At 55.0% G+C, this 25296-nt stretch carries 23 protein-coding genes and 1 pseudogene; 16 read left to right on the top strand and 8 right to left on the bottom strand.

Going from position 1 to position 25296, the window contains the following annotated elements; genetic code table 11:
- Window positions 1-13 precede the first annotated feature (13 nt).
- Complete coding sequence (locus TRICHSKD4_RS09805; protein ID WP_009759022.1) at window positions 14-499, bottom strand: hypothetical protein; 486 nt, start codon at window positions 497-499, stop codon at window positions 14-16.
- A 139-nt stretch (window positions 500-638) separates the two neighbouring features.
- Here TRICHSKD4_RS09805 and TRICHSKD4_RS09800 point away from each other — a divergent pair, with 139 nt between their 5' ends.
- Complete coding sequence (locus TRICHSKD4_RS09800) at window positions 639-2174, top strand: DUF1254 domain-containing protein (protein ID WP_009759021.1); 1536 nt, start codon at window positions 639-641, stop codon at window positions 2172-2174.
- A 66-nt stretch (window positions 2175-2240) separates the two neighbouring features.
- Here TRICHSKD4_RS09800 and TRICHSKD4_RS09795 read toward each other — a convergent pair whose 3' ends face one another.
- Window positions 2241-2999 carry a glutamine amidotransferase gene (locus TRICHSKD4_RS09795; protein WP_050763379.1) on the bottom strand — a complete coding sequence of 253 codons (759 nt, stop codon included), beginning with the start codon at window positions 2997-2999 and terminating at the stop codon, window positions 2241-2243.
- A 76-nt stretch (window positions 3000-3075) separates the two neighbouring features.
- Window positions 3076-3543 (bottom strand): TerB family tellurite resistance protein, encoded by a 468-nt coding sequence (locus TRICHSKD4_RS09790; RefSeq protein WP_009759019.1) that lies wholly within the window; start codon window positions 3541-3543, stop codon window positions 3076-3078.
- Between the two features lie 221 nt (window positions 3544-3764).
- On the opposite strand from TRICHSKD4_RS09790, the gene TRICHSKD4_RS28040 reads away from it, so the two are divergent.
- From TRICHSKD4_RS28040 to TRICHSKD4_RS09760, 6 genes are all read left to right on the top strand, one after another.
- The gene (locus tag TRICHSKD4_RS28040) at window positions 3765-4262 is read left to right on the top strand and encodes a hypothetical protein (protein ID WP_009759018.1); all 498 of its coding nucleotides are present in this window, start codon (window positions 3765-3767) and stop codon (window positions 4260-4262) included.
- A gap of 48 nt (window positions 4263-4310) precedes the next feature.
- Window positions 4311-5576, top strand: coding sequence for an imelysin family protein (locus TRICHSKD4_RS09780; protein WP_009759017.1), 1266 nt, complete (start codon window positions 4311-4313; stop codon window positions 5574-5576).
- 106 nt (window positions 5577-5682) lie between these two features.
- On the top strand, window positions 5683-7215 hold the full coding sequence (locus TRICHSKD4_RS09775) for a di-heme oxidoredictase family protein (protein WP_009759016.1): 1533 nt from the start codon (window positions 5683-5685) through the stop codon (window positions 7213-7215).
- A gap of 1 nt (window position 7216) precedes the next feature.
- On the top strand, window positions 7217-8290 hold the full coding sequence (locus tag TRICHSKD4_RS09770) for an imelysin family protein (protein ID WP_009759015.1): 1074 nt from the start codon (window positions 7217-7219) through the stop codon (window positions 8288-8290).
- Between the two features lie 28 nt (window positions 8291-8318).
- Window positions 8319-9428, top strand: a complete 1110-nt coding sequence (locus TRICHSKD4_RS09765) for a DUF1513 domain-containing protein (protein ID WP_208993056.1) — start codon at window positions 8319-8321, stop codon at window positions 9426-9428.
- 140 nt (window positions 9429-9568) lie between these two features.
- Window positions 9569-12418, top strand: coding sequence for an AsmA family protein (locus TRICHSKD4_RS09760; protein ID WP_009759012.1), 2850 nt, complete (start codon window positions 9569-9571; stop codon window positions 12416-12418).
- Here the strand turns inward: TRICHSKD4_RS09760 and phnN are convergent, their stop codons facing one another.
- The 5 genes from phnN to TRICHSKD4_RS32000 form a co-directional block, all read right to left on the bottom strand.
- Window positions 12419-12997: a phosphonate metabolism protein/1,5-bisphosphokinase (PRPP-forming) PhnN gene (gene phnN / locus TRICHSKD4_RS09755; RefSeq protein ID WP_009759011.1), complete on the bottom strand. Its 579-nt coding sequence runs from the start codon at window positions 12995-12997 to the stop codon at window positions 12419-12421.
- A gap of 3 nt (window positions 12998-13000) precedes the next feature.
- Window positions 13001-14146: an alpha-D-ribose 1-methylphosphonate 5-triphosphate diphosphatase gene (locus TRICHSKD4_RS09750; RefSeq protein ID WP_009759010.1), complete on the bottom strand. Its 1146-nt coding sequence runs from the start codon at window positions 14144-14146 to the stop codon at window positions 13001-13003.
- Window positions 14143-14877, bottom strand: coding sequence for a DUF1045 domain-containing protein (locus TRICHSKD4_RS09745; protein ID WP_009759009.1), 735 nt, complete (start codon window positions 14875-14877; stop codon window positions 14143-14145). The genes TRICHSKD4_RS09750 and TRICHSKD4_RS09745 overlap by 4 nt, the downstream gene beginning before the upstream one ends.
- 138 nt (window positions 14878-15015) lie before the next feature.
- Window positions 15016-15393: a thiol-disulfide oxidoreductase DCC family protein gene (locus TRICHSKD4_RS09740; protein ID WP_009759008.1), complete on the bottom strand. Its 378-nt coding sequence runs from the start codon at window positions 15391-15393 to the stop codon at window positions 15016-15018.
- A gap of 75 nt (window positions 15394-15468) precedes the next feature.
- Window positions 15469-16242, bottom strand: a complete 774-nt coding sequence (locus TRICHSKD4_RS32000) for a FadR/GntR family transcriptional regulator (RefSeq protein WP_009759007.1) — start codon at window positions 16240-16242, stop codon at window positions 15469-15471.
- A gap of 157 nt (window positions 16243-16399) precedes the next feature.
- Here TRICHSKD4_RS32000 and TRICHSKD4_RS09730 point away from each other — a divergent pair, with 157 nt between their 5' ends.
- From TRICHSKD4_RS09730 to TRICHSKD4_RS09685, 9 genes and pseudogenes are all read left to right on the top strand, one after another.
- Window positions 16400-17194 (top strand): DUF2182 domain-containing protein, encoded by a 795-nt coding sequence (locus TRICHSKD4_RS09730; RefSeq protein ID WP_009759006.1) that lies wholly within the window; start codon window positions 16400-16402, stop codon window positions 17192-17194.
- A gap of 12 nt (window positions 17195-17206) precedes the next feature.
- Window positions 17207-17833, top strand: coding sequence for a DUF1326 domain-containing protein (locus TRICHSKD4_RS09725; RefSeq protein WP_009759005.1), 627 nt, complete (start codon window positions 17207-17209; stop codon window positions 17831-17833).
- Between the two features lie 17 nt (window positions 17834-17850).
- Window positions 17851-18984, top strand: a complete 1134-nt coding sequence (locus TRICHSKD4_RS09720) for a dimethylsulfoniopropionate demethylase (protein ID WP_009759003.1) — start codon at window positions 17851-17853, stop codon at window positions 18982-18984.
- A gap of 1 nt (window position 18985) precedes the next feature.
- A complete protein-coding gene (locus TRICHSKD4_RS09715; RefSeq protein ID WP_009759002.1) occupies window positions 18986-20626 on the top strand; it encodes an acyl-CoA synthetase in 1641 nt (546 codons plus the stop codon).
- Window positions 20627-20661: 35 nt separating this feature from the next.
- Window positions 20662-21654 carry an acryloyl-CoA reductase gene (gene acuI / locus TRICHSKD4_RS09710; protein ID WP_009759001.1) on the top strand — a complete coding sequence of 331 codons (993 nt, stop codon included), beginning with the start codon at window positions 20662-20664 and terminating at the stop codon, window positions 21652-21654.
- A gap of 252 nt (window positions 21655-21906) precedes the next feature.
- Window positions 21907-22104 (top strand): 50S ribosomal protein L35, encoded by a 198-nt coding sequence (gene rpmI / locus TRICHSKD4_RS09705; protein ID WP_009759000.1) that lies wholly within the window; start codon window positions 21907-21909, stop codon window positions 22102-22104.
- A gap of 25 nt (window positions 22105-22129) precedes the next feature.
- Entirely contained in the window at window positions 22130-22486 is a 357-nt protein-coding gene (gene rplT, locus TRICHSKD4_RS09700) for a 50S ribosomal protein L20 (RefSeq protein WP_009758999.1), read from the top strand.
- Window positions 22487-22881: 395 nt separating this feature from the next.
- A pseudogene (locus tag TRICHSKD4_RS31640) lies at window positions 22882-24534 on the top strand (EAL domain-containing protein).
- A gap of 256 nt (window positions 24535-24790) precedes the next feature.
- Window positions 24791-25132, top strand: a complete 342-nt coding sequence (locus TRICHSKD4_RS09685; RefSeq protein WP_009758995.1) for a hypothetical protein — start codon at window positions 24791-24793, stop codon at window positions 25130-25132.
- The last annotated feature ends 164 nt before the right edge of the window (window positions 25133-25296 follow it).

Here is a 25296-nt window from a genome sequence, read left to right as displayed (position 1 = left end):
GCTCCGTGACCCACTATCTCACGGAGCCTTCTGCCTCATGGGCAGGACGTTCGCATCCGGCAAAGTCCAGCAAGACATCAGTCACCATCTGCCCAGCTTGCTGGAAAGCAGTTTTCTGCAAGTCCGGTGCAGACGCGATAACGGTCTCGACTGCCGACGATATTTTTCCCAAAGATACATTTAGGTCTTCAAGTTCAGACTTCAGTCCGGCGACCTTGATGTCGTCAGACTGTTGAAGCTGACCGGATAGGCGATCCATTTTCTCTTCAAGCCGATCAAGCCGCGCCTGAAACCCCTCCGGAGTGACATTCAAGGTCTCCATTGCAGTACCGGAAACCGTTTCTGCCAGACTTGTCGCGATGCCATCAACCCGGCTCAAGGTCAAAAGCACCAAAATGCAGGCCATAATGACCAAAATCGAGGTTGCATTCAAAATTGCGATGAAAAACTGCCACGGCAGCGACCGCAACCGTTGGCCCAAGGTTTGATGTGTGCCCACCCGGAATACTCCTTGTTTTCGAAGGACCATGCACGACGATTGTTTACGTCTTCAAGCAGCATCTCTATACATCTATGTCGAGAGTATTCGGAAAATAGATCGTATTGATTGTAGAATTTAACAACAGGGTAGTCATTAAATGTCGCTAAAACTGGATCTTCCAAGTGTGTGTATTTTGGCACTCACGTCCTTCGGGCTGCTGACCAATTCGGCGGCTGCGAGTGACCAGAATTCCATGAAAATGGCTACCCCGATCCCATATGGGATCGTGACGCCCGACAACATTGAGACCCAACTTGGGGATTTGAACTTTTTCGACGGCGTCCCAGACGCAGCTATTGCAGAAAAAGTCTACAATCTATACGACTTTTCCCAAGCATATCAGGCATACTTGAATGGCCTCAAGATCGCTTCAATGGACGCGATGTTGCGCGGAATTGAAGACTGGGGACCCGCAAACACCACCGTCGTTCAATTTGCCGAGTTGATGGATTCAAAGGCGCTGTTCCTGACTCCAAACACAACAAGCATTTATCAAACTGCGGTTTTGCGCCTAAGCGATGAACCGATGGTTGTTGAGACCCCACCAAATGTGCTGGGTTTCATCAACAATGCCTGGTTTAAATACGTCATGGATTTCGGAAATCTCGGACCAGATGAGGGCAGGGGTGGAAAATTCCTGATCCTACCCCCGGGATATGAAGGCAAAGTTCCAACTGACGGCTACACCGAGATCGTGCAAGCTGAAACGTTCGGCCATTGGGTCCTCTGGCGCGGATATCTCGACGAAGACGGCTCACCGAACACGGCAGTATCGCAAACTCAGAAACAGTTTCGGATATACCCATTATCTCAAGCTGATAACCCTCCAGAGATGACCTTCGTCAACGTTTCTGGTGAAGAGTTTAATACCATTCATCTGATGGATGCCCGGATGTTCGACGAGATCAACAATGTGATCCAGTCCGAACCGCTAAAAGGCGAAAGCCCTGAACTTCTTGGGTATTTGGCCACTATAGGAACCATTAAAGGCAAGGAGTTTGCTCCCGACGATCGCATGCGTGCAATCTTGGAACGAGCTGCGGCCGCCAGTTCAGTAACCGTCAAGACGCTCATCTCCAAACCGAGAGCCAAGGAGGCCTACTGGTATCCCGGCGAAAGCAACTGGCAAAACGCATTCCCCGGCGGCGCATACACTTTCACCATTGATGGTGCGTTAAAGCATGATATTCGGTCAGCGTTCCACTTCTATGCAACCGGCATCACACCTGCAATGGCATTCAAATCGCCGGGGAATGGTTCCCAATACGCTTTCACCTATCGAGATTCGAATGGCAACCCGCTGGACGGGTCAAAAACCTATAAATTGAACGTACCCGCCAACGTGCCTGCCAAGGATTTTTGGTCATTCACGCTGTATGACAATCAAACCCGTTCCATGTTGCAGACAGACAAACAGTTCCCGGCTCTCGGCAGCAATGACGTTGGGTTGGTTCAAAATGACGACGGTTCTACGGATATCTACTTTGGGCCCGAAGCCCCCAAAGGCAAAGAAACAAACTGGTTGCAGACTGTGCCGGGCAAAGGATGGAACACAATTATGCGTCTCTACGGCCCGCTTGAGCCTTGGTTCGATCAAACTTGGCGTCCGGGTGAAATTGAGCTGATCCAGTAAAGGGACACGCTGACCTCAGCGCTTATCTCTCCTGCGTGAATACAAATGCATTCGGGCAGGAGAGGCTTATTCCGCTGCATTCAGCTGGCAGTATTTAACCGGGTTTTTGGCCGTCCTGATCCACAAATCCAAGAAATTATCGAGCCATGACCTCACAGCTGCATCGTGGATGAAGCGACCGGCGAAGTGGTCTCGCCGTTGCTGCGCGCCCGGCAGCGTCATGCGTTCGACAGCCTTGGTTGTCCAGCGAACCATCATCAAATGGGTCAATTCCGGATGGAACTGAATACCATACGCCGCAGGTCCATAGCGGATCGCCTGATTGGGATAGGCGGGTGCCCCTTGTGCCAACAGATCACAGCCCGCTGGTAGACTGAACCCTTCACGGTGCCACTGATAAACCTTTTGCGGCCAATCCATCAAAGACGACCCTGCCCCGGTCGCCTCTAGCGGATAGTATCCGATTTCAACCAGACCATCCTTGTGGCCTTCCACCGTACCACCAAGCTGCTTGACCATCATCTGGCCACCAAGACAGATACCGAAAAATGGTTTTTGTTCGCGAAGCGGTACCTTGATCCAGTCTATTTCCTTCTTGACGAAAGCATCCGGATCGTTGGCGCTCATCGGGCCGCCAAATATGACGGCTCCTGCATGGCCTTCAAGAGTGGTTGGAAGGGCATCGCCAAACCGGGGCTTGCGAATATCCAGTGTAAAACCGCGTTTGACCAGTTCCTGACCAACTCGGCCGGGAGAGGAATGTTCCTGGTGCAGGACAATCAGAATACGCGGTTTGGAACTATCAGGGCCGTTGGAAAGCATCATTCTTGGAATATGAGGGAAACCACTTAAAATTTCGAGGCCTGTTCGGCGATTTTCCGCCAAACTCTTCTCTCCCCCCTCAACTCTCCTCCGGAGCGTGACTGGCAACTTTGCGGCGCAGGATCATTCGATCTCTGCTGGATACCCCCAGAAGTTCGGCAACGCGCCAGATGGTATTGTCTTCGAACTCGTGGACATGCCCGTCGGCATAGACAATTTCCCACATCATCTCGACGATCTGAAGACGTTCGTCAGCATCTGCCGTACGTTTGAGCACGGAGGTAAACCCGTAAAGATCAACGGCTTCGTCATCCTTACGACGCGCGGCCTTGATGAGTTCTGTCGTCTCTTCATCGCTGAGCTGGAAATGGTCCTTCAGGATTTCACGAAGCTTGCGGCTTTCGCTTTCCTCAATCACGCCGTCAATATCAACCAGATGGAACAACAGAGCTGCTGCCGCCAGACGCTTGTCGTCTTCGGCAAATTTGATCTTGTCACTCTCACCGAGTGTTAGTTCTTGAATAAAATGCTTGAACGCCTTGAGCATGTTCCATCCCCGCCACCACTCTTTCCAGCAAATCTAAGGGCTTAGCCCTTTTGCAGCAACACACTTTTGATGAGGCAACTCACATCCTAAGTGCGTGCGATGAATCGGACTATGCAATCAACACATCTAAAAAGATGTGATCTTGGATTTTAAAACTTGACAATTAGAGTCAGAAATTTATTCCTACATCCAACACTCAAGTTTAAACAAGCTCAATCCCTATGCAATTTACGCAATCCTCTCTGACCATATCCAACAAGGCCGATCGCCTTGTCGTGGAGGGTGTGCGCCGGTCGCTGGCAGCTTACGCAACAGGCGATCACAAGTGCTGGGATATGGCTCTGAAACTCTATGAAACCGAGTTGGGTCCGGCTCAAGCTCGCAGAACCGTGTCAGACCTCAGCTTTTATGCCCGCGCCTTGAACGCCCACGGCACACGAAAGCTCTGCATTTTCCCCTATGGATGCCCAAAGCTATGCCAAGATGAATGCCTTGCTGCAGCCCTCGTTGCGGCAGCCCAACTGGGTCAGGAAGACCTCGAAGGGCGCATCGCTTCAGCACTGGTGACAGAGGCTGGGCAAGAAGAAACCTGTTTCGCGGCACAGTCTTTTGCCCAAGCACTCACCGAGTGCGACCTGAACCTATCCGAAATTGAAATTTCCAACTTGCAACTGGTTGGATGCCCGCTTCAGCGCGGCTCAGGCGAGTCGCAGCATTAAACGCGTGCCTATCCCATCGGCGCGCGAGCCATACCTAGAGGACTTGAAATGAAACGCCTTCGCATTGCCTTGCTGGCTGCCACAGCTTTTGCCGCCGCCCCTGCTCTTGCCCATGAAAGCCCGAAAGAGGTGCTGGGCACTTACGGCGATATCGCTCAGGCCGGCTATGCCGATTCTCTTGAAAGCGCCAAACTGCTTCAATCCGCCATCGACACCCTGATTGCGGAACCAACTGAAGCCAATCTGGCCACAGCACGTTCTGCTTGGGTTGCTGCCCGCAATCCGTATCAACAAACCGAGGTCTACCGCTTCGGCAATGCAATCGTCGATAATTGGGAAGGCCGTGTGAACGCTTGGCCGCTGGATGAAGGCCTGATCGACTATGTTGATGCATCCTATGGAACGGAAGCAGAAGAAAACGATTTTTACGTTGCCAACGTCATTGCAAACCCAACCCTCAAGGTTGGCGGCGAAACAATTGACGCGACCGTCATCAACGCCAGCCTGCTGCAAGACACACTTCAGGAAGCCGGTGAAGTCGAGGCGAACGTTGCCACTGGATACCATGCCATTGAATTCCTGCTTTGGGGCCAGGATTTGAATGGCACGGGGCCGGGCGCAGGGAACCGCCCGACAACTGATTTTGACACTGCAAACTGCACGGGCGGAAACTGCGAACGCCGGTCCCAGTACCTTAAAGCCGCAACGGATCTCCTGATTTCCGATCTTGAAGAAATGGTTGCAGCATGGGCGCCGGGTGGAGCAGCACGCGAAGACCTTGGAAGCAAGGGCGATACTGGTGGTCTGGCCACGATCCTGACCGGCATGGGCTCTCTCTCTTATGGCGAACTGGCAGGCGAGCGCATGAAACTCGGCCTGATGCTCCACGATCCGGAAGAAGAGCATGATTGCTTTTCTGACAACACGCATATGTCGCACTACAACGACGTGGTTGGCATCCGGAACGTTTATTTCGGCACCTACAAGAGTGATTTTGGTCGTGACGTTTCCGGCGCTTCTCTCGCTCATATGGTGGAAGACAAAGATCCAGCGCTCGCCGCTGAAATGAAAACCAAGCTGGATGCAACCCTTGCAGCCTTTGAGGCCGTCAACGCCCGCGTCGCCCAAGGCGAAGCCTATGATCAGCTGATTGGCGAAGGAAACGCAGAAGGAAACGCTTTGGTTCAAGCCGCCATTGACGCCCTTGTGGACCAAACCACATCCATTGAGCGTGTTGTGAAGGTTCTCGGCCTTGATGACATTGCCTTCGAAGGGTCAGACAGCCTCGACAACCCGACAGCCGTTTTCCAATAAACGCTGACAAATCTCAGGACCGGCGCACCATCGCCGGTCCTTTCAACGTGAAGTGCCAGGAGGGGGCGCTGCACATAGTCTGGATGCGAACCACCTGCGACCCATCATGAAGAGAACTGGTCTGGGCATCATTGCTCACTCTGTTGCCATGGCTGCCAGCCTGCTTGCAGCTTCTGCCACATTGGCCGAAACACTCCTGCCCCACCGGGAAGATTTAAACCCGGAAGACAGGCAAAAGGTACAAGCCGTTCTCCACCCCCCAACAGACTTTTCAAAAGCAGAACCGTTTGAAGCCATGCAGGGCGGCGCGGGAACATCGCGCAAGCGCATCAATCGCGATGCCTTTTCCCATTCCAACGCCAACCTGACCTTTGAAGAGCAGCAGGAGTTCAAGGTTGGCAACGGCCTTTTCAAGAAGCTCTGGGCGTCTTCGCCCTCTTCAACCCGCGCTTCCGATGGCCTCGGTCCGCTGTTTAATGCCCGCTCCTGTCAAGGATGCCACCTGAAGGACGGACGTGGACGCCCGCCGCGCCCCGGCGATAAAGCCGTTTCCTTGTTCCTGCGCCTGTCCATTCCTCCGCAAACAGAAGCCCAGCGCGAGCCACTGACGAAAAAGGCTTTACTGAGCATTCCGGAGCCAACTTACGGCGGGCAGTTTCAATCCTTTGCCGTCCCCGGCCTTGCGGCAGAAGGCCGATTTGATATCGCGCTGGAAGAAATTGAAATCCCGCTGCGCGGCGGAGAGGTCGCAGTCCTACAAAAACCGACATACAAAATCCGCGATCTTGGCTATGGAGAAATGCACCCGGATACACTGACTTCGCCCCGTGTCGCCCCGCCAATGATCGGTCTCGGCCTGCTCCAGGCGATCCACCCGGGAGATATCGAAGCGCTTACTGATCCTGATGATGCCGATGGAGACGGAATTTCCGGCAAAATCAGCCGCGTCATGGACCCGCAAACCGGTGAGCTTTCCCTTGGCCGTTTCGGCTGGAAAGCCTCCAATCCCACCATCCGCGCCCAAACTGCAGGAGCTTTCGCAGGTGACATCGGCATCAGCTCACCCGACAAGCCCGCAAACTGGGGGGACTGCACAGACCGACAGCCCGAATGCCGAAACATGCCCCATGGCGAACAGAAAAACCTTGGCCCGACAGAAGCGCCCGATCCGGTGCTAGAACTGGTCACCTTTTATTCTGAAAACCTCGCCGTTCCCCTTCGTCGGAAGGTGAGCGACCCGACCGTTTTGCGCGGCAAGGAGCTCTTCAACGACATTGGCTGTGCCAGCTGTCATCAACCCAAGTTTGTCACCAGTCGCGAAGCCGAAAACCCCGCGCATCGCTTCCAGCTCATTTGGCCTTACACCGACCTCCTTCTGCATGACATGGGGGAAGGCCTTGCCGATCACCGCCCGGTGGGGGACGCGAATGGGCGCGAGTGGCGCACACCGCCGCTCTGGGGCATCGGGTTGACGGAAACCGTCAACAACCACACTCGCTTTTTGCATGATGGCCGCGCCCGCAACCTGCTTGAAGCCGTTCTTTGGCATGGCGGAGAAGCTGAGAAAGCCAAGAACGCTGTCATTGACCTTGAACCAACCGATCGAAAAGCCCTGATCGCCTTTTTGGAGTCCCTATAAGATGCGTCGATTGCTGATCGTTTCTCTTGCGGTTCTGGCCATTGGGCCCGCTAATGCGGAAACAACAAACTTCCTGCCGCATGTCCAAAAGTCAGTTGAGAAGTATGTTCGCCCGGCAATGGCAAACTTCAATGAGACAGCCGAAGAACTACCCTCAGCAGTCGCAACTGTGTGTTCAGACCCAACACCGGAAAAGCTTACAGAGTTTTCGAACAAATTCAGCGATGTTGTCTCTGCTTTTGGCGCTGTAAGCTTTTTGGCCTACGGTCCCATGCTGGAAGATGATCGCTTGAAGCGGCTCGCCTTTCTGCCCGACCCAAGAGGGATTGCCCAGCGCCAGATCAACCGTTTCAAAGCAAGCTCCGATTATCAGACAATCACCGCCGCAGCTCTCACTGAAAAAAGCGTGGCCCTGCAAGGCCTGACGGCCCTGGAACTGATTGCCTTTTCCAAGACAACCGAACCGATCCTCGGCCAGGGAGAGCACTCTGAAGACTGCCCTTATGCCCAAGCCATCGCTGACAACATCGCCAACATATCCCGCGAATTGGTCACCAGTTGGTCTGATCCAACCGGATACACAGAAACCTTGTGGGCTGTTGGGCAGAACAATCCCGTCCATCGAACAGAACAAGAGGCGATGGAAACCGTATTCTACGCCCTTCCAACAGCCCTGACGATCTTGAAAGATCAACATGTCTTGCCGGTGATTGCAAAGGGGAAGGAGAAAAGCAGGCCACGCCGGTTGCCCTTTTCTCGCTCGGCCAATGGCATCCGGTTCATGACCGCAAACATGGCTGGCATTCGCGATGCCTTGACTGCCATGGATCTGGAACCAAGTCTTCCGGAAGATTATAAATGGCTTCCGGGTACTGCGGTTTTTGAGCTCAACAATGCCATCGATCTCGCGGGAAAAATCGGCCAACCCATGCGAAACCACTTCAAAGCCAACAATGGATTTGAGTCATTCACCACCCTGGCCCTGACCCTGACCTCGATCAACCTCACTGTCGGCGAAGAAATCGCAGCAGCCCTTAATCTTTCAGCCGGGTTCAATGCACTTGATGGCGACTAGGGTCAGGCCCATAGACCGACGCGCATTCTTGACCGGACTGGCTGGTACTACGGCTGGCGTAGCAGTCGGCTCCCCTTATTTGGCGGCGCGGCCCGTTCAGTCCGCGCTTTTCGACCTCGCTCAGCAATTCTTTGCCAGTGCGCAAAAGAAGCCAGATGGCCGCTATGCGATTTCCGTTTTGGACGATGCCGGACAGGAATTGGCGCAAGTGGGCTTACCGGGTCGCGGCCACGGGATCGCCGTTTCACCCGATCGTCAGACACTTGTCGCATTTGCACGTCGTCCGGGAACCTTTGCGCTGATAATTCGCCCGTTTGACGGAAGTGAGCCCAAGCTCATCTCGGCGATCAAAGGTCGCCATTTCTACGGCCACGGGTGTTTTTCGGGCGACGGGCGACTGATGTATGCCGTTGAAAACAACTATGAGGCTCGCCGTGGGACTATCGGGATTTATGATCTGAGCGGACAGCAAGCCACACGGATTGGGGAGTTTGAAACCTTCGGGATAGGACCGCACGAAATACTACTCTCCACCGATCAGAAAACCCTGATGGTCGCAAATGGCGGCATCCTCACCCATCCAGCCAAACCGCGTGAAAAACTCAATCTTGAGACCATGGCCCCGTCCATTGTTTTTCTGGATGCAGCAACTGGCGACCTCATTACGCAGCACCAAATCGCGCTGCACCTTCATCAACTGTCGCTTCGCCACATGACGCAGGATGCAACAGGCCGTGTCTGGATTGGCGGTCAATTTGAGGGACCTGAAACCGAAACCCCTCCGCTCGTGGCAACCTGCGGAAAGGATACGCCTCTCCGCCTTCACGACATTCCAGCGAAAATCACTTCAGGCCTGCAAAACTACATTGGCTCTGTGACCGCCAACAAGGATGGCAGCGTGATTGCCACATCCGCACCCCGTGGGGGTAAAGTGTTGTTCTGGAAAGCTGACACAATGAACTTCATTGGCGCCCAATCGATCCCGGACGGATGCGGCATTGCCCCGATTGACCAGCAAGGCTTCCTGATTTCAGACGGAAATGGCGGCCTGTCATACCTAGACGACACAACGGGCCCGCCCCTTGTTCTGGCTCGTACACCCGGAACCTCCTGGGACAATCACATGACGGCGATCTAACCTTCTAATTTTAATTTTCGCCAGCTTTCCCTTATTTCGCCGCTCTTTGTGGTGAAGGTTGTTTTCAGCCCTCCCTTGACGTTAGGGTCCGGCGAACCATTGCCAAAAGACATTTTGTGATTCGGACGAAGGAGACTGTCATGCGGCGCTTATTGCTAGGGCTCGCAAGCCTGTTGTTCCTGCTCGTCACGGCAGCGCTGGTCATTCCCTTTTTCCTGCCAAAAGACCTGATCAAGAACCAGGTTATCGCTCAGGTTGACCAGCAGTTCGGCTGGCGCTTACGCCTTGATGGTCCAGTCAGTCTCTCCCTGTTTCCCGGTTTTGCTCTGAATGCCGAGCAAATCGGTCTATCCGGTGAAGCGGGCGCAGACGGGATCGAATTTGCAAAGGCTGAGGGTCTGAAAGTTGGTCTGGCTTGGGGCGGGCTTCTGGGCGGAGATATCCGTATCACGGGGGTTCATCTGGAAAAGCCCGGTATCTTGATGGATATCGGACCGAGCGGGCTAACCAGCTGGGAGCCACGTCGTCGTTTTGGCACGAACACGCCGGATGCGCCCGCTCGCGAGATTGAAACAGCGAACGAAAGTGCAGCACCAGCACCTTCTCAAGATCAGAGCAGCAGCACCGCCTTTCTGGAACGGATCGGGATCGACCAACTGACGATCAGCGACGGAATGGTGCGATATACAGACCATCGCTCCGGTACGGATTTCCGCGTTGCAGCCCTCAATCTGTCCCTTTCCGCCTCCAGCCTAACCGGTGTTGTCGAGCTGGAAAGTGATTTCCAGTTTCAAGAAAAGCCCTTGTCGGTCTCAGGCCAGATTGACAACCCACTGGCCTTTGCCGCCGGAGAGGTTCGCCCGCTTTTGTTGAATATCGCAAGCAACGAAGTCAAGATCGGATTGGAAGGCTCTGCGGGCTTGAAGCCATTGCAAATTGACCTTGTGGTTCAAGGTTCTGCACCGTCCGCAAACGACCTCTTGGCGCTCGCGGACGTGACACCCAATCGAGACCTTGGTGCATTTGAACTGGGAGCAAAAGTCACCGGCGACCCGACACGGATCACGGTGGCAGACTTGGCCGCCACGCTTGGGTCACTCTCTGTTTCTGGTTCTAGTGACACGGACCTCTCACTCGCTGTGCCACAAACAACTGGACGGATTACCATTCAACAGGCAGCACTCAGCGACCTATTGGCACTCGCAGGACAGGACCGCCCAGCCCAAGGCACGCTCGGCGCAGATCTCGCCTTTGGACTTCAAGGCACTGGCGCGCCAACCATCCTGGCAACATTAAACGCCAACGGTTCGCTCACCCTGGACAACGGCGAAGTCGGTGGCCTCGGTCTGGCCAGTTCCTTTAGCGGTGACCCGGAAGCGGACAGGATCAAGGACGTCACCTTGCGGGTGGATGTAAACGGTCTTGATGATCCCCTGCGCCTAACCGGTGGGCTTTCGTGGAAAGGCGATGGCTTTACCGTGACCGGAAGCGCCTCGGTTGCTCCCATTTTGGCCGGACTCTCGGCCCCTGTATCTGCAAAGATCAAAAGCGGCAAGGTGGCTTTGGGCTTTGACGGTCAAGCCAGTGCTGGTGGAAACGTCGAAGGTGCTGTCTCGGTCGACACGCCAAATCTTCGCGGCCTGCTCGCCTGGATTGGGCAAACCGTGGAAGCAGGCAGCGGTTTGCAGGCTTTCAAGGCTTCCGGTCTCTTCGCCAAAACCGGCAACACGGTTTCCTTTGATGAAACGAGCTTCATGCTGGATGGCTCATCAGGCCGGGCCAGCGGCAAAGTGACTCTTGGCGGACGCCCGAACATTCAGGCTAATATGGTGCTGGATGCCCTCGTCCTGGACCCATATTTGAGCGACGGTGCTAGTAGCAACAATTCCCAAGGCAGCACTTCTTCTTCAAGCAGCTCGGGCACAGCCGACACCACCGTTGCCGCACCTGCGCCGCGGACAGGGGCCAAATGGAGCACGGCACCAATTGACTTTGGCGGCTTGAAAGCAGCCGATGTCGACTTCCGCATCTCCACGCAATCGATCAAGATTAACGACATCAAGATAGGCCGCAGCCAACTTGCCGCGACCATCAAAAATGGCGTGCTGACCGCAAATCTTGAGGAGCTCAATCTTTATCAAGGCAGCGGCACGGGCAGTGTCACCTTGAACGGAGCGAGCGCCACTCCGGAAGCCTCTGCGCGCTTTGCGTTAAATGGCGTTCGCGCCTATCCGCTGTTGCGGGACTCGGCCGACTTCGAATGGCTCGACGGGGGAGCGGCGATCAACTTGAACGTCAGCACGCGCGGACGCAGTCAGAATGAGCTGGTTAGCGCGCTGAATGGAGCCGCTGGGTTCACATTTGAAGATGGTGCAATCCGGGGCATGAACATCCCGCGTATGGTTCGAGGTCTGTCCGTCGACACGTTACTGGGATGGCAGGAAAATCCGGAGGCCAAAACCGATTTCAGCTCGCTGAAAGCCAGTTTCCAGATTCAGAACGGCGTTGCGACCAATCAGGATCTGTCATTGATCGGCCCTCTGGTGCAGGCGACCGGTCAAGGTGTCACCAACCTACCCAACAAGACACTGGATTGGCGCGTTGACCCGAAAGTCGTCCCCTCCCTTGAAGGCGGGTCGAACGAGCAACTTGCAGGATTGGGTGTTCCGGTCATGATCAGAGGTGATTGGGACAATCCCCAGATCTATCCAGACATTAAGGGCATCTTGGAAAACCCACAAGCTGCTTACAAACAGCTTCAGGCGCTGGGTGGCGACCTCTTCAAGGACCTCAACAAAAAGCCGGAAGAAGCCCTGGTTGAGCAAGCAAACAAGGTGATCGAACGCGCCACGGGCGGCAAGGCCCAGATCGACATTCAAAAGGTCATTGATGGTGAAGTGAATGATCAGGAAATCCTGAAATCCGTTGAAGATGGCTTTGGTCTACCAAGTGGCCTGTTGCAAGGCTTTGGCAGGAAGCCGAAAAACTGATCAGCCAATCTTCAAAGCGGATAAAATTCGATCCACACCGGCCTCAATCGGGCCGGTGTTTTCGATCTCCACCAGATCAAATTCCGGCTCAACACTCATATCCGCATGAGATAGACGCTGTTCAATTTCAGAGCGGGTCTCTCGGCCACGAGCAGCCAAACGCTCTGCCAAAACCGGGATCGGCGCAGTAATCAACAAAACCTTGAAATGCGCGTATTTTTCTTGCGCCGTTCGCAGAGCTCGTCGGGACCCGTTGGCAATCACGGTCTTTCCCGCCTGAATATCAGCATCATATGTTTTTGGCAGTACATACCCAAGCCCGTGCGCTTCCCAGGACAAGGCCACTTCCCCCAACGCCACAAGGTCTGAAAACGCGTCCATGCTCAAGGTGGCATGATCTTCGCTGTTTTCGTCCGCCTCACGCGTGATGGCCCGCCGGGCGAACACAACCTCGTCATTGCCCTGAAGGCGCTCCTTCAAAGCGGTCAGAAGCGTGTCCTTGCCAACGCCACTGGGACCAACCACCAAAACAAGAGCTCCCGGTCCCAACTTGCCGGACGTGCCTGCACCCTTGTCCATCAATCAGGCCACACGCCGCCCTTCGCGCCACACGCCGCGAATAATAGGCACATTGCCAACGACCCGCACCTGAACAAGGTCGGCTCGGCGGCCCACTTCAAGACGCCCCCGGTCCGTCAATCCAATGGCTTCTGCTGGGGTGGAGGTAACAGTTGCGATGGCCTTTGGCAGCGTGATGGCGTCAACTTCCTCTGCCAACTGGAAGGCAGCCTGCACAAGTGAAATTGGAACATAATCAGAAGACAGAACGTCCAGACACCCCTCTTCCGCCAACTCTCTCGCAGATACATTGCCGGAGTGCGACCCGCCACGCACCACATTCGGAGCACCCATCAACACCGCCATATTGTTGGCCTTGGAGGCCTTGGCAGCTTCAACTGTCGTTGGAAATTCTGCAATCGCCGTTTTCAGATCAACGGCCTCATCCACGTGATCCATCGTTGCATCATCGTGGCTGGCAATGGAGATATTTCGCGCCTGCGCATACCTTGCAATTTTCTTCCGGTTTTCCGGGGCGTTTTTGTCTGCACGGGCTTTGCGCTCTTCAATGAACGCATCCATTTGCGCATCATTGTAGCCCTTCTTACCCATGTAATAAGCGCGGAAAGAATCCAGAGACACAAACTGACGTTGACCGGGCGTATGGTCCATCAGGGAAATCAGGCGAACGCGATCATCACCTTCAAAAAAGGTGAAAGCATCCAACACATCCGGGGCAGACACTTCGCAGCGCAGATGCAGGAAGTGGTCTGCGCGCAACCGATGTTCGGCCAATCCCGTTTCAATCGCATCAGCAAGGGCGCGCATATCCGGAGCTCGAAGGTCAGCATCATCGTCCATGCCAACCCGAAGGGCATCGAATACGGTCGTTATGCCGGAACAGGCGATTTGAGCGTCATGGGCCTGAACCGCAGAAACCGGATTCCATCGCACCTTCGGGCGCGGCGCGTAGTGGCATTCCAAATGATCGGTATGAAGCTCCACCAAACCAGGCAACAAGTAATCGCCTTCACAGTCATATCCGGCGGTCGCTGTCGGCCCGTCTATATCAGTGATCCGGCCCTCAGCATCAGCTCTCAGGCTTCCTTCGTGAACCTCATCAGAAAGGATCAATAGGGCATTTTTAAAGACGGCAGCTGGGACGCTCATTGGACCTCCTCGGATCGGACAGCCAACTGCTCAGGCGGCACTGTCCCGGTTAAGTCGAAAATGGTGTGAACCTGAAACGGGGCACCGCGTTCTGGTTCGACATAAAGGCCAACCGTGGAGCAAGTGCGGCGCAATCCGACCACTTCGCAGAAGTGGATCTTCGCAGCCCGCTCCAATGCGTCAGCTTCATCACTGTCCTGCAGTTTGCCGGTCAAAGTCATGTGAAACCGGAACTCGTCGAAAATGTACGGATATCCCCAAGCGACGAGATGCCGATCCTGTCGATGGCTCAGGCCAGATTGGCGTCGACGTGCCAAATCATTGGCAGGCAGCGGCGCGCGAAACTGTTCAAATGTTCGCACGCACAAGCCAGCAAAAGATTGTAATTCCTCATCTTCCCCGATTGGGGTAAGTGCCAAAAACTTGCCAAGCTTGCTGACATGAAGCCCCGTAGTTTCAAAGGGTGCAACCGAGCCGGCAAAGACCTGACAGGCAGCAACAAGATCCGCTTCGGTTTTGTCGTTTGCGAGCGCAAAGGGCGCTTTCAACGTTCCATGGAAGCCATAGCGACGAGGATCAGCAGTCAGCTCTGCAAGACGGGTGGGCAGAACATCCGACACAGTGGGCTGTACCAAGGGCGCACCGGAAAAAACATTCCGACCAAGCCATTGGTTTCCCAAGTCCATCAAAGGATCACCGGTCGGGCCGGCAAAATAGATGGCATACCGCATGATGAAGCGCTCAGCGAAGGGTAAGCGATGCCGGAGGCACGCCTCTCCGCATCAAGGAAGGCTGCTCGTACTATACCGGTGTGACGAGTTTGTGACGACCCATGGGCAATTAATATCTCATGGGTCTGTCTGCAGCTCTCAGTTTTGCGCGTCCAAAGCCAGAGAGGCTTTGCAATGCGGGTAGCGCGCGAAGCGCATATGCGCGAACTTTCGATAAATCATGTCAACGAAAGGTCGCACGCCAGGCAAGACAACAAGTTTGGCCAACACACGCCATCCCCGATATTGGCCCCACATCAACGCGAATGCTCTGACACCGGACTGAAGCTGCCCGTCTTCGTCCTCAACATGAAAATACAATAGCGCATCTGCTTGCGAGATCCCGAGACGTTCCAACACATCCGGCTGCTTGGCAATGTCATGAAAAACGATTGGCCGCTTGGGTGTCCGCTTTCGGAAATAGCCAATTTCCCGCGAACACAATCCACATTTCCCGTCATAATAAACCGTAATCACGCTTACCTCGCTTTCGCGGGGTATACGGCGATTTTTGTCGTCCGGTTTAGTCGAACCTAGTTCGGAAGCCGGCGGCTAGACGCTCGCCGGTTCAGGAGCGGCACCATTTCCCACTTTGGGGCCGTTGAGCCGAGGGGCCCGTCGTTGATCAGCCAATTCGCGGGTATAAGACGCCAATGCCTCCAGGTGCTGCCACGCTGCATCTGCATCCTTGGCTTCAAGTGCATCAGCTATTGCCGCATGGAGGTCCGTAATTCGCTGGCGATCCCGCAAGCGATAGACAAGCATATTCATCAAAGGCTGCATCGCCTCAACCGCCCCAGCCATTTGAAAGGCGAGCAATGGGTTCCCGGTCGACCGCCCAATAATGCTGTGAAAGGCAACATCAGAAGCGCAGAAATCTTCATCACTGATAGACCCGGACCTCTGGTGCTGCAGTTCTGCCCGAAGGTCAGCCAAATCGTCATCACTGCGCCGATTGGCCGCCAATCCGAGACACGCTGATTCAAGCGTAAAGCGAGATTCAATTGCCTCTTCAAACGCGATGTTGTTCATGCCAATCATCAAGCGCAAGGTTGTAACGAGGCTTTCTTGTGCCTCATCATGGGTGATCCGGTTCACGAAAGCTCCACCGGACGACCCTCTTTCACTTCGAATAAGATTTTGAGCCGCAAGCCGCTTGAGCGCTTCACGAACCGTTGACCGGCTGACCTCGAACCTCTCAGACAGCTCGGCTTCACTCGGCAGCCGCTCTTCGACAACCAGATGACCATCGATGATAGCAGTGCGAATGGCATTGGCGATTTGAACCGACAGGCCTTCTTTTCGAATGGAACTGAATTCAATCACCAACAGATCTCTCCACACAAGTCCTCTGGAATTCCGCCAAATTTAGGCCTACACGCGACATGGGTCAACGTAAAAGTATAAATGTCTGACAATTAAATGTTTGACATTTAGTCTTAAGCAGGACAGCGTAACTGCAAAGACGTTACGGGAGGAACGTGTGCACTTCTGGCTGCGCCAATATGTTGATCGGCAGGCAGGCTGGCTGCTGTTTTTCAGCAGCATTTTGCTTGCTTGGGCGATCCTGTTTGCCATGCAACCAGGTCTGGAGCTGTCCGGCCCGGTTTGGCAGGGCGGAGCTATGCAGGCCCTTCTCGCCCTATGCCAGACCAGTGCAAGCACTGCCGGATATCCGGTCGCCTTTGCGATGTGGGCTTTGATGTCCTTCGCCATGATGGCACCAACCTCCCTTCCAGCTCTGAAAACTTACAGCGAGCTGCCGTCCGCCGCGCATCTTGGAAGTCGCGGGTTCGTTTCTCTGTTTGGCGGATACCTCTTGATCTGGTTTGGCTTTTCCCTACTCGCCGCCGGAGCGCAAATCCTGCTGGCGAGCGCGAATATTCTCGACATGGAAGGACGGAGCCTGCTTCCGTTGTTCAATGCGTTTTTGCTCGCGCTGGCTGGAGCTTACCAATTCAGTTCATTGAAAGAAGCCTGCCTTAACAGCTGCCGCAGTCCGCTGATGTTCTTCATGGCCAATTGGCGCGAGGGGGTGAGTGGCGCCTTCATGATGGGCCTGCGTCTCGGCGCGATTTGCCTTGCCTGCTGCTGGGCGCTCATGCTGCTCGCGTTTGTTGCTGGCACGATGAATCTGGCCTTCATGGGACTGGCTACAGTTCTGATGGTTCTGGAAAAACTTCCACAAATCGGCGCGCGGGTAAGCGCGCCACTTGGCGCGGCCCTGCTTTTTGCAGCCGCGCTCACACTCTTTATCGAATACGGACCTCTGACATAGGGAGAGCACGCCATGACCGGATGGTCGATCAAGGGCGAACTGATTTTGAACTGCAACTGCACGGTCTTCTGTCCGTGTGTTGTTTCGCTTGGCAAGCACCCGCCCACGGAAGGATATTGTCAGGCTTGGTCCGGTGTTCGCATCGACGAGGGCCACTATGAAGGCATCGACCTGTCCGGCCTGAATGTGGGCCTGGTTCTGGAAATTCCGGGCCTGATGGCACGTGGGAACTGGAAAGCGGCCGCTTACATTGATGAGCGCGCCAGCGATGAAGCCTTTGACGCATTGGTCAAGATCTTCTCCGGCGAAGCCAAGGGCACAACCGGCCTGTTCCGCGTACTCGTCAGCGAATTCCTCGGTGCCGAACGCGCGCCGGTGACTTACGAAAACGAAGGTAAAAAGCGCCGTTTGATCGTCGGCAAGGCCATCAAGGGTGAAGTTGTCCCGGTCACCGGGTCGAATCCTGACGAAGACATTGTCGTCACCAACACCGAATACTGGATGGGATCCGACATCACTGTTGCCACAGCCACACAGGGCCGCGTGCGTGCTTACGGGCGCGTGTGGGACTTTGATGGGCGCAGCGCTGAAATCTGTCAAATCGACTGGTCCGGACCAGCCGCAGCTGACGCAGCATAAAGACAAGGTTCGGGGACATGCAGCAAGCGGTTCAGCTTCCCTTTCTCGCGGTATCCCGCCGCACCCGTTCCACTCCGTTCACCCGCCGAGTTACCGAGGCGGGGGTAAAGGCGTACACGGTCTATAACCACATGCTTCTGCCGACTGTTTTTGAGTCGGTGGAGGCAGATTATCATCACCTGAAGAAACACGTCCAACTGTGGGACGTGTCGTGTGAGCGACAGGTGGAACTGGTCGGTCCGGATGCCGGCCGTCTGGCCCAGATGCTGACGCCGCGCGATCTCAGCAACCTTACGGTTGGTCGTTGTTTCTACACCCCAATGGTGGATGAAACCGGCGGCATGCTGAATGACCCCGTAGCCTTGAAGCTGGCCGAAGACCGGTATTGGGTGTCCATTGCCGACAGCGATTTGCTCTACTGGATCAAGGGGCTGGCCTACGCCTTGCGTCTTGAGGTGGATGTGGATGAGCCAGATGTGTCTCCGCTCGCCATCCAGGGCCCGAAGGCTGAAGATCTGGTTGCACGCGTCTTTGGCGATCAAATCCGCTCGATCGGATTCTTTCGCTATGAGTATGTCCAGTTCCAGGGTCAACACATGGTGCTGGCGCGGTCTGGCTATTCCAAGCAGGGCGGATTTGAGTTCTATGTCGACGGTAGCCACAACGGCGAGCCGCTTTGGGATGCCTTCATGAAGGCAGGCGAAGACCTCAACGTTCGCGCAGGCTGCCCCAATCTGATCGAGCGGATTGAAAGCGGGCTGCTGTCTTACGGCAACGACATGACCCGCAACAACACACCACACGAGTGTGGCCTCGGCAAATTCTGTCAGACCCAAAAGGCCATTGGCTGTGTGGGCCGTGACGCCTTGTTGCGTGTTGCTGTTGAAGGCCCGGTGCGCCAAATCCGGCATCTGGCGATTGATGGCGACCCCGTTCCGCCCTGCAAAGACCTCTGGCCCATCTTTGCCGGTGGCAAAAAGGTCGGCAACGTCAGCTCGGCAGCCTGGTCACCCGACTTTCGAACCAATGTCGCCATCGGCATGGTCCGCATGACCCATTGGGACAATGGTACGCGGGTGGAAGTGGAAACACCGGACGGCATTCGCACGGCGACTGTCTGGGAAAAGCCGTTTTCCGATCAGGAGGACTGAGATGCGCGAGAATTTCGAGGCGTTCGAGAAGACCGACGCAAACCATGTTGCCCTGTCGCCACTTTCATTTTTGAAACGGACAGTCTCGATTTTCCCGGACCGCGTCGCCGTGATCTACGGCGACTATCAGGCGAGCTGGCGAGAAACCTATGAGAGGATCTGCAAGCTCGCTTCGTCCTTGCAAAGGCTCGGCGTAGGTCAAGGCGATACGGTGGCCGTCATGGCCGCTAACACACCCGAGTTGTTCGAACTCCACTTCGCCGTGCCAATGATCGGGGCCGTATTAAACACCATCAACACCCGGCTGGAGGTGGATACGGTCGCCTACATTCTTGATCACGGGGACGCAAAAGCCATCGTAACTGACACCGCGTTTCACAAAGTGATGGGACCGGCCATTCAAAGTGCCAACCGGCCGCTTCTGGTCATAGATATCGTGGATGCGGCAGGACCTGGCGGAAAACGTTTGGGCACTCAGACCTATGAGGACCTGATTGAAAACGGGGACGCCGGTTTCGCTTGGCAGGGACCGACCGATGAATGGCAGGCCCTGTCCCTGAACTACACATCTGGGACTTCAGGCAGGCCGAAAGGCGTGGTCTATCATCACCGTGGCTCATATTTGATGTCGCTCGGAACACCGATCGCATGGGAATTGCCCCGCCACCCGGTCTATCTGTATTCCGTTCCAATGTTTCACTGCAACGGATGGGGACATGCCTGGACTATGACCCTGCTGGCAGGAACATTTGTCTGCCTGCGGGCCGTCACGGCCAAGAACATTTTCGCTGCCATTGAAGAACATGGGGTTACCCATCTGGGCGGCGCGCCAATCGTTTTGTCCATGCTGATCAACGCAGCCGACGAAGATAAACGTCCGCTCCAACATCCGGTAAAAGTCATGACGGCAGGAGCTCCGCCGCCGGCTGCCGTGCTGGAGGCCACCAAAGCCCTCGGCTTTGAAGTCATGCAGGTTTATGGGCTGACCGAAACCTATGGCCATGTCACCCAATGCCTGTGGCGCGAGGAATGGGACGACCTCAGTGCTTCTGAGCAGGCAGAGGTCCAAAGCTGGCAGGGTGTTGCATTCCCCATGACCGAAGAGGCCGATGTCCTTGACCGGGAAACCGGCCAACCAGTGCCATGGGACGGAGAAACACAAGGTGAGATTGTCCTGCAGGGCAACACCGTGATGAAGGGCTATTACAAAGACCCGAACGCCACTGCCCAGGCATTTGCAGGTGGACGTTTCAAGAGTGGTGATGCGGCTGTGCGCCATCCCAATGGCTATATTCAGATCAAGGATCGCCTCAAGGACGTGATCATCTCTGGCGGCGAAAACATCTCGTCCGTTGAGGTGGAAGGTGTACTTTATAAGCACCCGGCCGTGGCTGCCGCCGCGGTTGTCGCCAAACCGGATGAGAAATGGGGCGAAGTGCCTTGCGCCTTCGTGGAGCTAAAACCGGATGCAGACATCAGCGCGGAAGAGTTGATCGACTTCAGTCGCCAGAACATGGCGGGCTTCAAACGCCCCAAAGAGGTTGTTTTTGGCGAGTTGCCGAAAACGGCCACCGGAAAAATTCAAAAGTTTGTCCTGCGCCAGCGCGCACAAGATGCTGCCCAAGGCGCAGATGATACCTAGCCTGAACTGAAGGCCAATATTGAGGAAATGTCACCATGACTTTCAAAGCATTGCTCGTCACCAGGAACGAGGACGGCAAGACCAGCGCGGCTGTCACTGATCTGGAAGACAACCAGCTTCCGGATGCGAATGTGAAGGTGGCTGTCGAATATTCGACCGTCAACTACAAGGACGGATTGTGCGTTGGGCCGGGCGGTGGCTTGGTGCGCAATTACCCACATGTTCCGGGTATCGACTTTGCGGGAACCGTCGAGGGTTCTGAAGACGAATGGTACAAGCCAGGTGACAAGGTAGTGCTCACTGGTTGGCGCGTTGGTGAGGCTTGGTGGGGCGGCTACTCCCAAAAGGCATCCGTAAAAGGCGAATGGCTGGTTCCGCTTCCAGACGGGTTGACCACGCGCGATGCTATGGCCATTGGCACAGCCGGCTTCACTGCAATGCTCGCCGTCATGGCATTGGAAGATCATGGCCTGAAACCGGAAAACGGCCCAGTTCTGGTGACCGGTGCAGCAGGTGGCGTCGGGTCTGTCGCCACCGCCATTCTTGCCAAGCTGGGGTATGAAGTGGTCGGCGTGACGGGCCGCCCTGAAACAACAGATTACATTCGAGGCCTTGGTGCTGATCGTGTCATCGCCCGTGATGAAATCAATGAGACCGTCAAACGCCCACTGGAAGCAGAAACCTGGGCCGGATGTGTGGACGCTGTTGGCGGAGCCATGCTTGCCCGCGTTCTCGGACAGATGAAATACGGCTCTTCTGTCGCGGCGGTTGGCCTTGCAGGTGGTGCGGATTTGCCAGCAACAGTCATCCCGTTCCTGCTGCGCGGGGTAAACCTTCTTGGCATTGACAGCGTCATGAAGCCCTATGATGCCCGTGTGCGCGCATGGAACCGTTTGGCAACCGACCTGCCGCTCGACAAGCTTCATGAAATGATTCAGCCAGCCACGCTGTCTGATCTGCCGGACCTCGGCAAGGCCATCCTGAAAGGTCAGGTCAAAGGCCGCGTTGTCGTCGACGTCAACGCCTGATCACCGAGTATTAAGGCAAACAGCAGGCATGCGCCGGTTGTTTGCCTTAAAAACCCGACAGAATCCCGTTGCGCTTTGGGGCATGCTCCCGTATAAGCGCCCGGTCCAGAGTCGTCCGGCTCTTTGGGGCGGTTTCTTGCGTTTTCCCGCAATGTATAAATCCATCTCAATAACCAGGGCATGCCGTGTCGGCTCTGAATGCACCAATAAATGAAGTGTCTGCTTGCAGGCACGCCAAGGAAAGGATGCAAAATGCCCAAGCTGAAGACCAAATCCGGCGCCAAGAAGCGCTTCAAGGTGACAGCATCTGGCAAGGTGAAAACCGCACAGGCCGGCAAGCGTCACGGCATGATCAAGCGGACGAACAAGTTCATCCGGAACGCTCGTGGCACCACCACGCTGAGCGATCAGGATGCAAAGATCGTCAAGCAGTTCCTGCCTTACGCATAACAACGCCCCTTAAGGAGAATTCACCATGTCACGCGTGAAACGGGGCGTTACAGCCCATGCTCGCCATAAAAAAGTTCTGAAGGCCGCCAAAGGTTATTACGGTCGTCGCAAGAACACCATTCGCGTTGCCAAGCAGGCCGTCGAGAAGGCCGCTCAATACGCTTACCGCGACCGGAAAGCCAAAAAGCGCAATTTCCGTTCGCTCTGGATCCAGCGTATCAACGCAGCGACTCGCCAACACGGCATGACCTATGGCCGCTTCATCGATGGTCTGAACAAGGCTGGTGTTGAAGTTGACCGTAAAGTTCTGTCCGATCTTGCCATCAACCAGCCGGACGCCTTCAAGGCTCTGGTTGAAAAGGCTCAAGGCGCTCTCGCCTGATCTGACGGCCTCTAAACAGGTCATCGAAAAATTAAATTGGCGCATTCCACAGGGGATGCGCCTTTTTTGTTGCCCTCATTTCATATTCCAATGAGCAACTGCCCCACCTGCTGTTTTAGAGCGATGATCATTCTCAGCTCCATTTTCAAAAAACCAGACAAAATTGACGATGCGAACGAGGCAATCACTGGGCACGTTACACTGAGTCCTGTCAGCCGGACTCTCCGCAATGCTCCATTTTGCAAGTAGACGCGGTTCAATCAATCGGATGAATCACCAATCTTGGCACCCTCCGCAAGGGTAGCTTAGGTTTTTTGATATCAAAATGATCGGGTTCCTATCCGCCCTAAATTTTGACGCTTCAAAATCCAGGCAGCTGCTCTTGGGGGGACATTATGGGGTGTGTGTTTGACCGTTCGGCCTTCAGATTGTGTTCGACATCCAAAACTCACACCGCCCCCGCTTCAGGTTCATGGGTTCATGCAACCCTCAGCTCGCTGCCTGTTTTCGCACTTATCTTGCTGCTTTTTCCAGATGGCGCTCTTGCCGCTGAGACGGCCTCTCCCGAATCCACCAACTGGGTCGAAACACTGGTTCAACCCAGTGAACTTTGGATGATTGTGCTTGCTGAAAAAGGCGTCGTCCTTCTCGCGCTCACAGCAATCTTGGTAAGCGCTCTCGGCCCAGGCCTGATCCGCGCATCAAAAGACGTAAAGCCGGCGGTTACCGTACCCGAAAAAAGCAACACATTAGGCACCCGCTTGCATGATCGGGTCACCGGTCTGCCGAACCAGAAGCTGCTGCTGCAAAAACTGGAACAAGTGGCAAAAGCAAGAGATAATACCGAGGTCGCCTTGTTACATATCAGCCTCGGCGCGCTGCAACGCATCGCTGAGGAAGCAGGCCAACGCACGGCAAACCGGGTGCTGGTCCAAATCACCCGCGTGATTTCAAACCGCTGCCGCACACGGGACATGATCGCGCGGGTTGGTCCAGACGCAATTGTCGTCTGGCCGGTCAAGACCCCTGGTACGCAGGAATTACAAGGGCTCGCCCATCGGCTCGCCAATACATTGAACAATCCGATTTATGTTGATCGCACCGAATATTGTATTTCGGCGCGCATCGGAATTGCGCGGCAACCGGCGTGGAACGCATGGAAAGCGCTTATTGGGGCAAATCTTGCCAGTCATCAGGCAAAGCAAAGCGGACAGCGCTACAAACTGGCATTGACCTTGCCCGATGAGCCGAACCCATCCCCACGTCCCCTTGATTGCGATGATTTGGTACAAGCACTTGAACGCGGCGAAATCGTTCCACACTATCAACCCCGGCATGATGCGCTGACACGGGCGATGACTGGGATTGAAGTGCTGGCCCGCTGGCAGCACCCTGAGCATGGACTTTTGGAACCACGCCAATTCTTGAACCTTGCCCTCAGCCCCAAAATACTAGACCGCTTGGAGCAGACGATTTTTGAAAAAGCGTCAAGCGACTGTCGGCAATAGCGGACGCCTCTGCACAATGTCCCGGAACTCTCATTTAATCTTGGCGGGATCAAGTCTCACCATCCAAACTGGTTGTCCAAGGCGCGGGATTTACCTATCCGGTTTGCGTTCGAGCTCTCAGACACTGTTTTGTTTGAGCGTAAAATCGATGACACACTCGCCTCAGTCGCCAAGTTGCGTGCGCTCGGTGCCAAAATCATCCTTGACGGGTTCGGCGGAGCTCCGTGCTCTGTATCCAACCTCCTGAACATCAAACCCGATCAGGTTAAACTGGATGCAAAATTGGTGCGCCAGATCGTGCATTCAAACAAGAGCCGGCAACGCGTCGCCTCCTTGATCGAAATCTGCAGTTCATTTTGCTCACATGTTGGTGCTGTCGGGGTGGAAACACCGGAACACGCGGAAATTCTCAGCCAGGCAGGCTGCCGGGAAGTGCAGGGTTACTTTATCGCTAAACCCATGTCGGCATCAGACATGGCATCGGTCTTTGAGAGTCGCGCCCGAACAGACGTCGTACCGATCCCTTACCCCTTGTCCTGATCAAGGACACAAACTGCATTACCCGCACTGAACTCTGGTTCCGCAGGAACCGGAGCGTTAGCGGTTGGGACAGCAGCTTTTCCCCATTTTCCCCGAAAACTGTTCACAATCAGGTCAACTTGTTAACCATTTCAGCATTTTCTTCAAAAGAAACAATGCAAAAAAGTTAACAAGGCATTAAATATATTTAGAAGATTGCATTCAGTCGGCTCAGGCGCGCATCCAAGACGCGCCAAGTCTGGCGCAGGCGAAGGTAGTGTCCTTGCGAGTTGAACCTGTTGCCGCCGTTGGGCGGTTCAGAGAGAGACAGAAGCGTCGTTCAGTTGAGGAAACTGAAAACGAACGTTTTGTGCCAAAGGCACCGCAAACCCTTCCTGCGATCACACAAGCTCCGGAACAAACAGAACGGACCGAGTTAAACAGCCGTTATCGCCCGAATTCGGTGTTTCTCGCACATTTGATCGCAACGCGTGACGAATTTCCCCAAACCCGCTTCAAGCGTCGGCGGGAGCCAGAGCATGGCGCCAATGTTTATCGCGCAACGGCAGCCCTGCCGCGCCTGCGGGATGTCGGGCACGTTCTTTCAACGGAACTTTAATTAATAAACCAGGGACACGCCGCAGGCTTGCCCCCTTAAGAGCTGGTTAGAGCACGTCCACCCAACCTTGAATCGTTTGAACGCCGGGAGTGTTCGCGCTGACAAGGCGCGTTTGGCGCCGTGGTGCCGTCACACCACAAGGCAAAGGCAACACCGTCAGGGCG

Source organism: Roseibium sp. TrichSKD4 (assembly GCF_000148725.1).
Taxonomy (GTDB): Bacteria; Pseudomonadota; Alphaproteobacteria; order Rhizobiales; family Stappiaceae; genus Roseibium.
The sequence above is the reverse complement of the archived record's forward strand: the minus strand, read 5'-3'. Positions and strand labels throughout refer to the sequence as shown.

What these genes read in the sequence shown, in the direction of transcription:
- TRICHSKD4_RS09800 (WP_009759021.1), top strand. Translation starts at nt 639, where the DNA reads ATGTCGCTAAAACTGGATCTTCCAAGTGTGTGTATTTTGGCACTCACG.
- TRICHSKD4_RS09795 (WP_050763379.1), bottom strand. Translation starts at nt 2,999, where the DNA reads ATGATGCTTTCCAACGGCCCTGATAGTTCCAAACCGCGTATTCTGATT.
- TRICHSKD4_RS09790 (WP_009759019.1), bottom strand. Translation starts at nt 3,543, where the DNA reads ATGCTCAAGGCGTTCAAGCATTTTATTCAAGAACTAACACTCGGTGAG.
- TRICHSKD4_RS28040 (WP_009759018.1), top strand. Translation starts at nt 3,765, where the DNA reads ATGCAATTTACGCAATCCTCTCTGACCATATCCAACAAGGCCGATCGC.
- TRICHSKD4_RS09780 (WP_009759017.1), top strand. Translation starts at nt 4,311, where the DNA reads ATGAAACGCCTTCGCATTGCCTTGCTGGCTGCCACAGCTTTTGCCGCC.
- TRICHSKD4_RS09775 (WP_009759016.1), top strand. Translation starts at nt 5,683, where the DNA reads ATGAAGAGAACTGGTCTGGGCATCATTGCTCACTCTGTTGCCATGGCT.
- TRICHSKD4_RS09770 (WP_009759015.1), top strand. Translation starts at nt 7,217, where the DNA reads ATGCGTCGATTGCTGATCGTTTCTCTTGCGGTTCTGGCCATTGGGCCC.
- TRICHSKD4_RS09760 (WP_009759012.1), top strand. Translation starts at nt 9,569, where the DNA reads ATGCGGCGCTTATTGCTAGGGCTCGCAAGCCTGTTGTTCCTGCTCGTC.
- phnN (WP_009759011.1), bottom strand. Translation starts at nt 12,997, where the DNA reads ATGGACAAGGGTGCAGGCACGTCCGGCAAGTTGGGACCGGGAGCTCTT.
- TRICHSKD4_RS09750 (WP_009759010.1), bottom strand. Translation starts at nt 14,146, where the DNA reads ATGAGCGTCCCAGCTGCCGTCTTTAAAAATGCCCTATTGATCCTTTCT.
- TRICHSKD4_RS09745 (WP_009759009.1), bottom strand. Translation starts at nt 14,877, where the DNA reads ATGCGGTATGCCATCTATTTTGCCGGCCCGACCGGTGATCCTTTGATG.
- TRICHSKD4_RS09725 (WP_009759005.1), top strand. Translation starts at nt 17,207, where the DNA reads ATGACCGGATGGTCGATCAAGGGCGAACTGATTTTGAACTGCAACTGC.
- TRICHSKD4_RS09720 (WP_009759003.1), top strand. Translation starts at nt 17,851, where the DNA reads ATGCAGCAAGCGGTTCAGCTTCCCTTTCTCGCGGTATCCCGCCGCACC.
- TRICHSKD4_RS09715 (WP_009759002.1), top strand. Translation starts at nt 18,986, where the DNA reads ATGCGCGAGAATTTCGAGGCGTTCGAGAAGACCGACGCAAACCATGTT.
- acuI (WP_009759001.1), top strand. Translation starts at nt 20,662, where the DNA reads ATGACTTTCAAAGCATTGCTCGTCACCAGGAACGAGGACGGCAAGACC.
- rpmI (WP_009759000.1), top strand. Translation starts at nt 21,907, where the DNA reads ATGCCCAAGCTGAAGACCAAATCCGGCGCCAAGAAGCGCTTCAAGGTG.
- rplT (WP_009758999.1), top strand. Translation starts at nt 22,130, where the DNA reads ATGTCACGCGTGAAACGGGGCGTTACAGCCCATGCTCGCCATAAAAAA.